The sequence below is a fragment of the Brucepastera parasyntrophica genome (assembly GCF_022376835.1).
Taxonomy (GTDB): domain Bacteria; phylum Spirochaetota; class Spirochaetia; order Treponematales; family Treponemataceae; genus Brucepastera; species Brucepastera parasyntrophica.
The window spans coordinates 910,314-923,429 of the sequence record NZ_CP084606.1; the positions used below are offsets into that span (position 1 = coordinate 910,314).

Here is a 13,116-nt window from a genome sequence, read left to right on the forward strand (position 1 = left end):
TATCCGCGCTCAGGAGGAGCTGGGAAGGAATTTTCTGCCTTCCTCAAAGTCTTTTCCCACTTCATCCAGAGCAGGAACTATATACTCATCAATAATTTCCAGCGGAGTCTTTGTTTCAAGGAGCAATCCCGCGGCTTCGCGGGCCTGCCCCTTCATTCCATTAATAATAATAGCCCTGAGATCGGCATTCCCGCAGGCGTTTTCCCGATCTGACGGCCTGATTACAGGTTTAGACACGGGAATGACCGCATTGGTTGCAGAATCATCGGTCTCACTATGCATGTATTTTTCAATATATTCAAGACAGTTTTCGTCAAAACCCGCCAGCGCCCGGTATGCGTAATATACAGCCATTATCTGGGAAGAAAGAGGATTAATGATACAGGCATCGAGACCGTTTGAAAGCGCGGAGGCAAGGAAAGCTGCGTTTATTAATTCACGCCGGGGAAGGCCGAAGGAAATATTCGATACACCAAGAATCGTTTTTACCTGTAATTCATCCTTTATCAGCTGAAGGGCCCGAACTGCTTCCATTGCCTCCTTCTGCTGCGAACTTATAGTGAGGGTTAAAGCGTCAATAATGATATTTTTCCGTTCAATACCGCAGAGGGCCGCTGTTTCAACAATTTTGCGGGCTATGGCAAGGCGTCCCTCCGCAGTGGACGGTATTCCGTTTTCATCAAGCGTAAGGCCTATGACTACGCCGCCGTATTTTCGCACAATAGGAAAAATATCCCTCATTACCTGTTCTTTTCCATTAACCGAATTGATAAGAGGTTTTCCGTTATAATATCTGATGGCTTTTTCAAGCACGGCAGGGTTCCCTGAATCAATCTGGAGAGGTATGGGAAAGGTTTTTTGCAGGGACCTGACTGTTGAGAGCATAACCGAAACTTCATCTATACCCGGGAGACCGGTATTCACATCAAGGACATGGGCCCCGGCGGCAATCTGGTCCCTGGCCTCGGACAGTACATACTCGATATCATTATTGAGTATGGCTTCCTTAAAACGTTTTTTGCCGGTCGGATTGATCCGTTCGCCCACAATAACAGGGCCTTTGCCTCCGGAATGGAGAGGAGTCCCGATTTCAACTGTATGGGTCCAGGAGGAAACAACCGTTTTGTGCTTCGGAAAAACAGAAACAGGAGGCATATCCCGGCAGGCTTCAACCAGGGCCGCAATATGTTCAGGTCCTGTTCCGCAGCATCCCCGAGAACGCGGATTCCAAGCTTTGCGCATTCACATACTTTTTCCGCAAATTCCCGGGCGGAAACCCTGAAAACGGCCTGACCGTTTTCTATCGCGGGAATACCGGCATTGGGTTCCATAAAAACGGGGACAGAGGCTTCAGCGAGAAAGGATTTCGCCAGCTGGCCCGCGTGCGCTAGATCCCCTCCGCAGTTAAATCCGACAGCGACCGCGCCCAGTCCTTCAAGGACAGCTACAACTGTTGCCGGATCAGCTCCGGTCAGAGTGCGGTTTGTATCCAGAAAAGTCGCGGACGCGATTACGGGAAGGGAGGTGTTTTCCTTTACGGCAAGAACAGCTGCTTTCAGCTCATAGAGATCGCTCATGGTTTCGATAACTGCGATATCCGCTCCGGCGGCTTCGCCGGCCTTTGCAGCTTCAGCAAAGGCCTCATATACTTCATCGAAACCGGTGGACCCCATCGGTTCGAGGAGCTTTCCGGTCGGTCCTATATCAAGGGCGACAAAACGGCCTTCAAAAGAGGAAACTGCCTTGCGGGCAAGGGCAACAGCCGCGCTGATAACAGCCCCTGTATCAAGGCCGGATTCTTCCAGTTTGAGACGGTTCGCGCCGAAGGTGTTTGTCAGAATAACATCGGAACCCGCTTCAAGATAGAGTCTGTGGATTTCAGCGATAGTATCCGGGCTTGTCAGGTTCAATTCTTCCGGAACCTTCCAGCCTGAGGGCGGTTTGTTTATTAAAGGAGCGGAAGCCGGACCTCCTGATTGCAGCATGGTCCCCATGCTTCCGTCAAAAAAGACAAGATCATGGTCCAGTTTTTCGCAAAAAGCCTTTCCGTTTCCGCTCATTCAGCCTCCCGGACAATGTCCGAAATATTATCCATGATCTTCCGGACTATATCGGGCTTGTTCATGGCATAAATATGAATTCCCCTGATACCGTTTGTAATAAGTTCAATTATCTGGTCCGTGGCATAGGCTATTCCGGCCTGTTTCATGGCCTCATTATTTTCACCAAAACGGTCAACAAGGGCAAGAAATTTCGGGGGAAGATAGGCGTTTGAAAGGGCTATCATCCGCTTCAGCTGGGCCCCGTTGGTAAGAGGCATAATCCCGGCCAGCACGGGAACTGTAATACCCCTGTTCTGGGCCCGGTTCAAAAAGCTGTACAGCATATTATTGTCAAAAAACATCTGGGTCGTTAAAAAACTGCAGCCCGCGTCAACCTTTTTTTTCAGATTATCAAGATCCGCATCCCGGTTTCCGCTTTCAGGATGTCCTTCCGGATAACAGGCGCCGCCTATACAGAAATCGCCTGACTTGCGTATTTCTTCAACAAGCTCTGACGCAAACCGGTAATCGCCCGGAGAAACAAAACCGGAGTCTTTCGGATAATCGCCCCGGAGGGCAAGCACATTCCGTATATTCTGGTCCTTAAGTATCCCGATATGCTCGGAAATATCGGATTTTGTGGATGATACACAGGTTATATGGGCTATAGGAGTAACGCCGGCATTCTGCAAATGGGAAGCTATTTTTACCGTATGGGCTGAAGTACCGCCGCCCGCGCCATAGGTAACGCTGATAAAGTCAGGTCCCAGAAGGGCAAGTTCATCAGAGCATGCCATGACATCAGCCAGAGCGGCCTCTTTCTTGGGAGGGAATATTTCAAATGAAACAGTCAGTTTCTTTTTTTCAAGAATATCACTTATTTTCATATTTCAGGTTCCGTAATATGGATTATAACCATGCGCCATCAGTGTACCAGCCGGACAAAATCGGGGCAAGTACCCCAATATAAGCATCCATGCGTAAAATTTCTTCCGCCTGTATAGGATTTTTTCCATTTGCGGTGTATGCTACAGTAATATGTCTCTGAATCACGCGGAACTTAACCTGATTCTGGAAGAACTGAATCTTCCCGGTTCATTTATACAGAATATAATTCAGCCCTCATATGATACCATAGCCCTGTACCTGTACAAGCAGGCCGCCGCCGATACACCGGGGGGAATTTCAAAAACACTGCTGGTCTGTCTCGCGCCCGGTGTTTGCAGGCTCCACGAAACAGACAGAAAGATCCCGAAAAATGACAAGCCGCTGCGTTTTATGGAATTTTTACGCTCAAGGATCAAAGGTGCGCGGATTCTGGAAGCAGTCCAGCTGCATAACGACAGGATAGTCCGGCTTACCCTCAGCAGGGGAGAAGAAACATTTTACCTGTATATCAGACTCTGGAGTGGCGCGGGGAATATTATTGTAACCGATGAAAACCATACTATCCTTGACGTATTTTTCCGGAGACCAAAGCGGAATGAAATAACAGGAGAATACTGGGATCCTCCGCTGCCGCCGGAAAATGCTCCGGAACACAGGTATTCAATCAGGGAACTGCCCGTTTCCGGGGAGCTTTCCTTCAATGAAAAAATCGATCAGTGGTACGGAACTCATGCAAAAACCCTGTCACGGGAAGCCCTTCTGGAAGAAGCGCGCAGGCGTTATGAAACGAGCAGGTCCAGGCTGGAAGCCGCGCTTGAAAGGCTGGAGAAAAAAAGACAGTCATTTCTTCACGCCGACCGTTTCCGGCACCAGGGAGATTTGCTCACGGCCAACCTGTGGATGATTAAACAGGGAATGACAAGTATTGAAGTGACCGATTATGAATCCGCTGACGGCGGGACCGCCTTGGTCCGTATTGAACTCGACCCCAGGCTGAAGCCCCAGGAAAACGCGGCGAAATATTACGAGCAGTATAAAAAAGCGGTTTCAGGACTGAGCGAACTGGAAGATGATATTGCGGCAGCCCGGGCAACTCTCGAGAAGCTGACTGAAGAATTCGAGTCGCTCGAAAAAGAAGAAAACCCTCTTGTTATTCAGAAAAAACTGCGCAGGCAAAATACCCCGAAACAGCAGATTGAAAAACGGTACCCCGGCCTTGTATTCCGCAGGGATGGCTGGACCTTTCTTGTGGGCAGAACAGCCTCAGAAAACGATGAACTTCTGCGCCGCCATGTAAAAGGGCTTGACATGTGGCTCCATACCCGCGACTGGCCGGGAAGTTATGTTTTTATCAAAAACAGGCCTGGAAAAACAGTACCCCTGGATATTCTTCTTGACGCGGGGACCCTTGCCCTTTTTTATTCCAAGGGGAGAAAAGCAGGAACGGGAGATTTGTATTATACTCAGGTAAAACACCTCAGACGGGCAAAGAATGCTCCCCGGGGAACGGTACTCCCGTCAAATGAAAAGAACCTGACTGTATCTCTTGAACAGGACAGGCTGAAAAGGCTCGAAAGCTGCCGCGAAAGTCTATGAAAGCAGCCGCCTTGTTTTTCAGAATATATCTCTTCGGCAAATAAGTGTTTAGCACCTATACACTTATTTCAGCAGACTTCTCTGTGGTTCATTAAAAGTGTTTAGTATCTATACACTTTTTTCAAAAACTATAATATTTACTCTTGTTAAAAGTGATTAGCAGCTATACACTCAGGTGCCGCTCAATAAACTCCGGAGACTTATTTCTGTCTTCATCAGGAATAACGGAAATTCCGGTTGTATGCGTTTGCCGCGCGGGAAAGCATAATAGAGTTATTCAACAACTGAGGCTGCCCGGCCGTTTTCGGATAAACTATTCTACAGTTACCGACTTTGCCAGATTCCTGGGTTTATCGGGATCAAGGCCCCGCTGTACAGCACAGTAATAGGCGTACAGCTGGCAGGGGATAACGGACAGGATGGGAGTAATGCTGTCGAGTGTCCGAGGGATGCGAAATACTTCATCCGCCGTATTATTGAAATATGGCTCGTCTTCAAAAGTAATAACCAGGACAGTAGCGCCTCTGGCTTTTACTTCTTTTATGTTTGATTCCATTTTATCAAAAAGAGCTGTCTGAGTACAGATGGCAACTACAAGGGTGGAATCATCCACAAGGGCTATCGGCCCGTGTTTCAGTTCTCCCGCCGCAAAAGCCTCAGAGTGGGTGTAACTGATTTCCTTGAGCTTCAGCGCGCTTTCCAGACTTATTGCATAGTCAAAAAGACGGCCCATAAAAAAGGCCTTTGTTTTGTTAAACTGACAGGAAGCAAACCGCTGAATGGTTTCCTTTTCCGATAAAATCCGGTCGGCCTGGGGCGCAAGTTCTTCCAGGGCTTCAATATATTCTTCAAGCATGGGTTCGGTAATATTCCCGCGCAAAACTCCGAACTGAAGAGCGATAAGATATATGCACATAAGCTGGGTTGTAAAGGCCTTCGTTGATGCCACCGCAATTTCCGGTCCCGCCCATGTATACATGACAAGATCAGCCTCACGCGCAAGGGTTGAACCGACTACATTGGTTATCGCAATAATCCTTGATCCGCTTTTTTCGCCATCCTCATGGCGGCAAGCGTATCGGCCGTTTCTCCGGACTGGCTGATGATAATGAAAATATTCTTAGGGTCAATGATTGGATTCCTGTACCGGTATTCGGATGCAATATCAACATCTGTCGGAATACGGGCAAAATGTTCAAAAGCATATTTTGCAACCATGGCGGCGTGCCATGCAGTCCCGCAGGCAGTAATTACGACCCTGCCCGCATCAGCCCAGGAAGCGTCAAATCCGACTTCTTCAAGATTTATTGATTTCGTGGTATAGGTTTTTATCCGGGCACGCAGCGTATCAATAAGGGCCTTGGGCTGTTCATGAATTTCCTTGAGCATAAAATGTTCATAACCGCCCTTCTCCGCCGCGCTGACATCCCATTCAACATGGAAGAGTTCCTTTGAATGGGGAACCCCGTCTTCATCATAAAAGTCGACATGATCGCGAAAAAGAACGGCTATTTCACGGTCATCCAGATAGTATACATCCCTGGTATATTCAATCAATGCGGGGACATCGGAAGCTATCAGGTTTTCACCCTTACCTGCCCCGATCACAAGAGGGCTGTCTTTCCGGACCGCTACGATTCTGTCAGGATCATTTTCGGAAATTACCGCAAGCGCATAGGAGCCTTCGAGCCGCTTTATGGTTTCCTCCACGGCAAGGAGAAGGTCTCCATTATAATGAAAATCGATAAGATGGGCTATAACTTCGGTATCTGTCTCGCTGCGGAATACAACGCCGTGGGCTTCAAGCCAGTTTTTCAGCTTGGCATGATTTTCAATAATACCGTTATGTACCACGGCAATTTTTCCGGCAACATCGGTATGAGGATGAGAATTGATGTCCGAGGGTTCGCCGTGAGTTGCCCATCGGGTATGCCCGATGCCCATGCTTCCCCGGATGATTTCAGTTGAAATTTTTTCCTCAAGAAACTTTAACGCACCTTTGGCCTTTCTGACCAGCAGACCTTCTTCGTCAAGGACTGCGATACCCGCTGAATCATATCCCCTGTATTCTAGTTTTTTTAAAGCATTTACAAGAACAGGCGTTGCATTTTCTTCACCTATATAGCCGACAATCCCGCACATATTATCCCCGCCCGATATTATAGCGTAAAATAAATTAGCTGAACAAGCTGGGGCAACAGACGACTTTACCGACCGGTCGGTAGTATAGTTAACAGGATTGTGATGCGGATTTTTACTGTAAAAAATCTGAGGGGTTAAAAAATATAAATGAGTATCACCGCCCTGGATATTTTTTCAGCGGTTATGTCAAAAGTATAGGTACTTTATGAGTGCAACAGGCCAGACTGGTATTATGTGTTCTTCGGACATCGCGGGAAATGACCAGCCGAATTTACAATTCAGAGGCGATATGCTTATTCTGAAAGTGATATTCATTTAGTACATCAGGCGATAGCAGTTATACCGGTTGGGCAGAAAGTTTTACGGTCCGCATTATTTTTCATCAGTTTGAATAATAAAAATCAGGGGCGTCGGATATTTTTCTTCAATATCAAGAAAAATTACTTGACAATATACCGACCGGTAAGTATAGTATAGACATGGCAGAGAATCCTGATAACAAAGAAACAATTCTCAATACGGCTATGATGCTTTTCGCGAAAAGCGGTTATGAATCAGTCGGAATTCAGGAAATAATTGAAAAATCAGGCGTGTCAAAACCCACTTTATATCATTATTTTGGAAGCAAACGGGGACTGCTTGACGCCGTTTTTGAGCATTGGGGTTCCAGACTGTATTCGGTTGTTAAAACTGCTGCTGAGTACAACCATGATATTGTTTTGAATCTGACTGTGCTTACCCGGGAAATAATCAGTTTTGCGCTGAAAGAAACTTCTTTCTATAGAATGTACCTCGCATGCGCCTCATCCTTTCCGGAAACGGACAGTTTTGACGCCTGTAAATCTCTCAGACAGGAAGTAAGCCTTTGTCTTGAGCAATTGTTTTATGCGGCGGGAACCGATCATGGAAATATAAAAGGAAAAGAAAAGGCCCTCAGCAGAACATTTCAGGGGATGGTTAATACCTGGGTACTGCTTGTTCTCAATAAGGAAATTACACTGACTGATGCCGTACTTTATTCGTCAGTGCATCAGTTTATGTATGGAATTTTTTCGTGAGTTTTTTTGGCGTTTTTCTATACCGACCGGTCGGTATAGAAAAGTATATCAAATCTTTTCAAAAAGCCGGATGTGATTTTATAAAAGCGCTGAAAAAACAGTTCTTATAAAAAATCAATCCAACCGGATAATATGGCGAGTAATTATGAAAGGAGACAGCAGGTTAAATTATACGAAAAGAAAAAGGGATTTTTTTATATGATTCTATACCGACCGGTCGGTATAGAATCATATAAAATGGCAATATTACTGACCGGAAAATATCCGGGACACAACAGACAAGGAGAAAAAATATGAAAACCAGTATCACTTCGAGGATTTTTTATCACATTTATCCGCTCGGAATGTGCGGAGCGCCGGAACAGAATGATTTTTCATCTCCGGCCGGAAACGGCCTTCTTCGCCTGATCCGGAAAATACCTGAACTGTGTTCGCTCGGGATAAACGCTGTATATATCGGGCCTCTGTTTGAATCAAGCGCTCACGGTTATGACACTGTTGATTACTATCATGTTGACCGAAGGCTTGGTACAAATGACGATCTGAAAAAACTTGTTGCTGCGTTACATGAAAACGGGATTGCCGTGGTACTGGACGCCGTATTTAATCATACGGGAAGACATTTTTTTGCCTTCAGGGATATTCAGGAAAAGGGATGGGATTCAGCATATAAGGACTGGTATGTAAATGTTGATTTCAGCAGAAGAAGTCCGGAAGGAGATTCTTTTACCTATGAATCATGGAACGGATGTTATGATTTGGTAAAACTGAATACTTCAAACTCTGCAGTCAGAGAACATCTGTTTGGGGCTGTGCGTTACTGGATCGAACAATTCAATATTGACGGACTCCGCCTTGACGCCGCAGATTCTCTCGACGGAAATTTTATGGACGCGCTGTCAGGTTTCTGCCGGGCCATAGATCCTGATTTCTGGCTTATGGGAGAAGTTGTCCACGGTGATTACCGTAACTGGGCCCATGAAGGCCGCCTTGATTCAGTAACCAATTATGAATCCTATAAGGGACTTTGGTCCAGCTTTAATGACCGGAACTTTTTTGAAATCGCATGGAGTATGAACAGGCAGTTTGGCAGGGAGGGCCTCTATCCCCATCTGCATTTATATAATTTTGTGGATAATCACGATGTTGTCAGGGCTGCCAGCGTCCTGAAAAATCCTGCCCACCTGTATCCTCTGTACGGCCTCCTCTTTACCATACCGGGAGTCCCTTCTGTTTATTACGGCAGCGAAAACGGCGTAAGGGGAAGCAAACAGAACGGAAGTGACGCTGAACTCCGTCCTGCCCTGCTTGATTCTGCGGACGAGCTTTCCCTGGCATGCAAACCGTCTGAATCATCAGCCCATCTGGAGAAAACCATATCGGATTTTATCCGCATCAGAAAAGAACATGGGGCCCTGCAAAACGGTTCGTACCGCCAGCTTTTTGTAGACATGGACCGGTTCGCCTTTATGAGGGACAACGGAAAAGAGCAGCTTATAATAGCCGTTAATTCCGGTGAAACTGAAGCACCCGTACAGATTCCTGAACAGCTGCTGGCGTCGCCGCACAGGGACTGGGTTGATATTCTCGCGCCGGAAGGGCACCGGTTCCGCTGTGAAGGAGGAAACCTCAGCCTTTCCGTTCCATCTTCATGGCTGAGAATTCTGAAAGCTGCCTGAGGTATACCGGGAAAAGCCTTTCTGCCGGAGAACCGGCGGAAAGGCTAATATGAAAATGTCAGGGTCATTTCACGGGGAGTTTCAGCATAAAGAAAAAACATCGTCCCATCGACAGGTTCAGTGGTACTCCATACCCGGCCGCTCTGCTGCAGGGGTATCTGTTTTCCCGTTTCATCATACAATGATAAAAATTTATCCGTAATATCCAGCGTGGTGGTATCGGTAATTGTCAGCGTGGACGCTGAAAACAGACCTACTAATCCGTAGAATTGTCTGCTGACAGTTCCTGACGCGGGGGAAGCAATATCCAGCGGCAAGCCGGGGATCGTTATCCAGGCCTCCTCCCCTACAATTGGAATCAGGGTAGTTTTAAGAGGCGTCACCTTTCTTGCGGCTATTGTCACATCGGTAATGACGTTGGCCGAAACATCGCTGGAACCGGTGCCGAAATGTTCATAAAATATTTCGGCAAACAGGCTGTCATACGAATCGATATCATAGCGGGAAGGAAGCGCATCTTCCATAATTGTTTTGAAATTTTCTATATTACTCGAGCTGTATAAAAGAGCGACTTCCTTATATGTTCCGGCAGGAATATCCTCGGTTTCAAAAAGAGTCCCGTCGCTTACGGAGTACGGGCCATAAAAATTGATAATGTCGGCTATGCTTGTCCTGGTACACAGGTAGAGATAGGCGTCTCCCCTCACAATGGCCCTTTCTTCCTCCTGCACTGGAGGACTGACGCGGGCAAAGCTGATTGATAAAACAGCGGCCTCGCCATTTTTCCAGGCAGGATCGAGTCCTGATGAACAGGAGGCTGATATAATGAGACAGACCAGCAAAAGGGCCAATCCCCCATATAACATAGTTCTATTTTTCATATCTTTTCCTTCTGAAACAGCTCCCTTTATGAAACCTCTTTGCTTTCAAGGCGGCCGGTTAAGCCTATAGTATACCCCCGATCGATAAGTGAAAATCTGTCAAAATACAAAGCGGCAAACCCCTCTTCCAAAACCTGAAGGCCTTCCGAGGGGTCTTCCACTTTAATTGATATATAGATATCACTGCCAAGCCAATAACCGTCTTTGCCGGAAATATAGGCGCCATTTGCGAGGTAGACATAGGCGGAGAAGGTGGAATAACTAATAGATATATCATCTCCCAAAACCAAACCGGGCGTTCCTGTAACTTCTATATGCACAGCCTCCCCGGAATTATTTTCAGAAATAGTGCAGTCAGTAATTGATGCTCCCAGCATATTGAAAACACCGTCTTCCACATATACAGCGCCGCCGCTTTCACCGGCGCTGCAGGAAGTGATACTCCCGTTCGTCATGGTGAAGGAACCTTCTTTTACATACACAGCGCCGCCGGAATCAGTTACTGAAAAACCAGTTATTTCGCTGTTTTCTGCCATGATAAATGAGCCTTTATCTATATGAACTGCGCCGCCCTTATCCGGCTTGCTGTTTGAAGCTCCACCGGTAAGAGTCACATTCCGGATAGTTATGCCCGCACCTTCTTCTGAAATTTCTATCAGGCTGTCCTCCAGACTGTCTGAAACTATTATTTGAACCGGATCATCAGAGTATTCAAAATTTTCGTCATACTCACCGTCAAGGGTTACTGTTTTCGCCGAATCCAGTTTTATTGTTTCATTGACCACGTATCCGGTTGAATAGTCTGCGATGCATATGAGAAAATCTGTACAGTCTTCATTTTTTGAAACGGCATCAAATGCGTCACTGATAGTTTGAAACGGAGAATCTCTTGTTCCGCCTCCGCCTTGTCCAGCAGAACCACTTACATAATATGTCTGTTCCGCGTTTTCAAAGGTCATAGACAGGATAACCTCTTCCGTTCCATCGGTTTCCACATACAGACTGTATGTACTACTTTCATAATTGCCGGCTCCGGATTCTTCAACACTGTTAAATTGCTCTGCTTTCCAAACCCATTTTCCGCCGGACGTTTCTATCGGCTTAATATATTTTCCGGCACGGTTATACAGGGCAATGTATGCGGATGATCCGGAGTCAATTTCCACAGTAATACGTTTAGTATTTCCCATAGAAGTATACTCTAGCATTTGATAAGGCAAAGAATAAAACCGTTTTACTGGCGAGGAATCATCAGAGGTAATGGTATATATATACATATCATCATCTACTGCTGGCTCATAATAGGTAATTACCGGAATAAGCGTAGCCTTCAAGGAATTTGTCCTGCCGCTTGCTATGCTCACATTTTCAAGGACAGTTTGGGAAATAGCGGCATTTTGATAATCCCAAAAGATTTGCTGAAATATATATGAAAAAACTGTAGATTCATAGCTCATTTCAGCATAAATATCTATATAATTCCAAAAACTACCCTCCAGTTCCTCCAGTTTTTCCGAACTGTATACAAGTCCGAATTCGGAATAGGTCCCGGCGGGGATGTCCTCAGTTTCAAATACTGACCCGGAACGTACGGAATAGGGTCCGTAAAAACGGTATGTGTTTGCGCTTTTCTCGCGGGTCATCAGGTACAAAAAAGCGTTTCCACGGACAATGGCCCGCTCCGCCCCGGACCGGGTATCTCCACTGAAATTGAGACTGACGACGGCTTTTTCACTGTTTTTCCATGCGGGTTCAAGCCCGGAGGAGCAGGCGGAAAAAAGCAATCCTGCCATAACAAAACCGCAGATTATTCCAAGTGAAACAATTCTCTTACTTTTCATTTACCATATCTCCCCGCACCCCGGCTATTTATATTATTGAAAATCACCTGTTTTTTGCCCAAAGAAAAATAAAATATACAGTATCTCACTATACAGTATACCACAAATTGACATGAAATACAGGACAAAATTGTCTTTTTACATGGCAAAAATGACAAACAATGAGGATAAAATCATACATGAAATTGTTATATTTTTTGCATGCAATCCTGCTGTTTTCCGTCTTCTCATGTTCAGCCGCCGTGGATTTGTTCAATGGGATGGAAGAAATTACCATAGAGTTACCTGAAATCCATCCCGCCCTTATGCTCGAAGGGTCGGGAACCGGCGGAACATGGACAATCCGCTGGTATACTGAAGGCGGCCGGGAAGAGAGGTGTTTCGCCTCGGGAAAAAGCTGCAGCATAAAGCTCCGGGCGGGGTCTTTTACGCCCATCCTCGCAGAACCCGGAACAGCCGGACATGGCATTCCGCCGGGAAGCTTACCGGCGGCAGGAGCTCTGTATCCTCTCCATGCCGGGGCAGGGAAAAAATCGCAGACCGTAGATATGACCTGGATGCGCGGGATCACAGCAAATACGGCGGAACAGATTTTCCGGCATTCGGAGGATGGGTATGTTATTGCTTCAAGGTTTAACTGGAAACGTTTTGAAGAAAAACTGGCAGGGTTTGAACTCCCCGAGCAGTTTAACCGGGAACGTTTTTTCTCCGCCCTGTTTTCGGGAAAATTCCGCGCAACCGATATTGCAAAGGGCAGCATATCGGAAATTACCCTCACCCTCCTTTGCGGCTCAATTCCCGACGGCACCGGATTTATTTCAGCCTGGCCGGACAGGAGCGGTTTTATATGGGAAAACCAGAAGGAGCCTGTTATATATGTACAGGACGGACAAAGTTTCTTTTTTTCCGCCATAGGATATCTGGAAATCCAGGTTTCAGAAGGAAGGCTGGTTTGCGCGGGATTTTATCGATATGAAATATAAAAGAGA

The 13,116-nt window shown here is 46.4% G+C and carries 9 protein-coding genes and 1 pseudogene; 4 read left to right on the plus strand and 6 right to left on the minus strand.

What is annotated here, in order from left to right:
* Positions 1-9: 9 nt before the first annotated feature.
* Genes K7I13_RS04445 through metF form a run of 3 tightly spaced genes read right to left on the minus strand, consistent with a single transcriptional unit; the run spans position 10 to position 2,929 of the window.
* Entirely contained in the window at positions 10-1,035 is a 1,026-nt protein-coding gene (locus K7I13_RS04445; protein WP_255949220.1) for a dihydropteroate synthase, read from the minus strand.
* A complete protein-coding gene (locus K7I13_RS04450; RefSeq protein ID WP_255948304.1) occupies positions 921-2,060 on the minus strand; it encodes a homocysteine S-methyltransferase family protein in 1,140 nt (379 codons plus the stop codon). Before K7I13_RS04450 ends, K7I13_RS04445 begins: the two co-directional genes overlap by 115 nt.
* Positions 2,057-2,929: a methylenetetrahydrofolate reductase [NAD(P)H] gene (metF, locus tag K7I13_RS04455; RefSeq protein ID WP_255948305.1), complete on the minus strand. Its 873-nt coding sequence runs from the start codon at positions 2,927-2,929 to the stop codon at positions 2,057-2,059. The genes K7I13_RS04450 and metF overlap by 4 nt, the downstream gene beginning before the upstream one ends.
* Before the next feature lie 151 nt (positions 2,930-3,080).
* On the opposite strand from metF, the gene K7I13_RS04460 reads away from it, so the two are divergent.
* A complete protein-coding gene (locus K7I13_RS04460; RefSeq protein ID WP_255948306.1) occupies positions 3,081-4,526 on the plus strand; it encodes an NFACT RNA binding domain-containing protein in 1,446 nt (481 codons plus the stop codon).
* A 313-nt stretch (positions 4,527-4,839) separates the two neighbouring features.
* On the opposite strand, the pseudogene glmS reads toward K7I13_RS04460, so the two are convergent.
* Positions 4,840-6,668, minus strand: a pseudogene (gene glmS, locus K7I13_RS04465) (glutamine--fructose-6-phosphate transaminase (isomerizing)).
* A 479-nt stretch (positions 6,669-7,147) separates the two neighbouring features.
* Between glmS and K7I13_RS04470 the strand changes: the two are divergent.
* Positions 7,148-7,726, plus strand: a complete 579-nt coding sequence (locus K7I13_RS04470; protein ID WP_255948307.1) for a TetR/AcrR family transcriptional regulator — start codon at positions 7,148-7,150, stop codon at positions 7,724-7,726.
* 293 nt (positions 7,727-8,019) lie between these two features.
* Positions 8,020-9,405 carry an alpha-amylase family glycosyl hydrolase gene (locus tag K7I13_RS04475; RefSeq protein WP_255948308.1) on the plus strand — a complete coding sequence of 462 codons (1,386 nt, stop codon included), beginning with the start codon at positions 8,020-8,022 and terminating at the stop codon, positions 9,403-9,405.
* Between the two features lie 44 nt (positions 9,406-9,449).
* On the opposite strand, the gene K7I13_RS04480 is transcribed toward K7I13_RS04475, so the two are convergent.
* The gene (locus tag K7I13_RS04480) at positions 9,450-10,286 is read right to left on the minus strand and encodes a hypothetical protein (protein ID WP_255948309.1); all 837 of its coding nucleotides are present in this window, start codon (positions 10,284-10,286) and stop codon (positions 9,450-9,452) included.
* A gap of 26 nt (positions 10,287-10,312) precedes the next feature.
* Positions 10,313-12,127, minus strand: coding sequence for a hypothetical protein (locus K7I13_RS04485; RefSeq protein ID WP_255948311.1), 1,815 nt, complete (start codon positions 12,125-12,127; stop codon positions 10,313-10,315).
* Positions 12,128-12,306: 179 nt separating this feature from the next.
* Between K7I13_RS04485 and K7I13_RS04490 the strand changes: the two genes are divergently transcribed.
* Entirely contained in the window at positions 12,307-13,110 is an 804-nt protein-coding gene (locus K7I13_RS04490) for a hypothetical protein (protein WP_255948313.1), read from the plus strand.
* Positions 13,111-13,116: the final 6 nt, after the last annotated feature.

Excerpts from the sequence above, each read along its gene's own strand:
- K7I13_RS04490 (WP_255948313.1), top strand. The coding sequence starts at position 12,307 with ATGAAATTGTTATATTTTTTGCATGCAATCCTGCTGTTTTCCGTCTTC.
- K7I13_RS04450 (WP_255948304.1), bottom strand. The coding sequence starts at position 2,060 with ATGAGCGGAAACGGAAAGGCTTTTTGCGAAAAACTGGACCATGATCTT.
- K7I13_RS04475 (WP_255948308.1), top strand. The coding sequence starts at position 8,020 with ATGAAAACCAGTATCACTTCGAGGATTTTTTATCACATTTATCCGCTC.
- metF (WP_255948305.1), bottom strand. The coding sequence starts at position 2,929 with ATGAAAATAAGTGATATTCTTGAAAAAAAGAAACTGACTGTTTCATTT.
- K7I13_RS04470 (WP_255948307.1), top strand. The coding sequence starts at position 7,148 with ATGGCAGAGAATCCTGATAACAAAGAAACAATTCTCAATACGGCTATG.
- K7I13_RS04460 (WP_255948306.1), top strand. The coding sequence starts at position 3,081 with ATGTCTCTGAATCACGCGGAACTTAACCTGATTCTGGAAGAACTGAAT.
- K7I13_RS04485 (WP_255948311.1), bottom strand. The coding sequence starts at position 12,127 with ATGAAAAGTAAGAGAATTGTTTCACTTGGAATAATCTGCGGTTTTGTT.
- K7I13_RS04480 (WP_255948309.1), bottom strand. The coding sequence starts at position 10,286 with ATGAAAAATAGAACTATGTTATATGGGGGATTGGCCCTTTTGCTGGTC.